This is a genomic window from Niveispirillum sp. (genome assembly GCF_052437035.1).
Classification (GTDB): Bacteria; Pseudomonadota; Alphaproteobacteria; order Azospirillales; family Azospirillaceae; genus Niveispirillum.
Genome location: NZ_JBQVOH010000066.1, coordinates 1 through 521 on the forward strand (window position 1 = coordinate 1; position 521 = coordinate 521).

Annotated in this window: 1 protein-coding gene; it reads right to left on the reverse strand. The window is 64.3% G+C overall.

Annotated elements, in window-relative coordinates:
• Nucleotides 1-216 (reverse strand): hypothetical protein (locus ACT6Q8_RS25695; protein ID WP_444739507.1); only part of this gene is annotated, 216 nt, incomplete at its 3' end.
• Between the last annotated feature and the right edge of the window lie 305 nt (nucleotides 217-521).

The window sequence follows — 521 nt, forward strand, 5'->3', positions numbered from 1 at the left end:
GTTGCAGTCCCTGTCCACCCATTTGCCAAGGTCCCCAGGGGTGGCCTGGGCCAGCCAAGGGCACCACATGAGCCCCCGCACTGGCGCCTCAAACCGCTTGCTCCAGGCTGACCACAACAAGCGGTGCTGCACCTGACCCGGCTTGGGCTTCCAGTCCTCAGGCCTGGTGGGCTTGCTGCTGTCCAGCTCCTCCTCACAGGGCTGGGGGCTGTTCATGATTGAGCTGACCCTGCTGGTGCGGAACTCATCCACTGTCACCACCCTGCCTGGCACCCTGTCTGTTGGCTTGCCGCTGTTGGCCCTCTCCACCACCTTGCGGCAGGCCTGCAGCACAGCCTTGGCGCCCCACCCACCCCACGTGCCAATGCCAGGGTTGCCAAAGAACACCACTAGCTGCTTGCGTATCCCCCACCACTGCTGAGACACAATGGCCGCCTCCTCCAACTGCTTGGCACACAAGACACACAATGCTCCTTGGGAAGGACTGGGGCCCCATCAACGCAGGCCATGCGGAGCGGGCC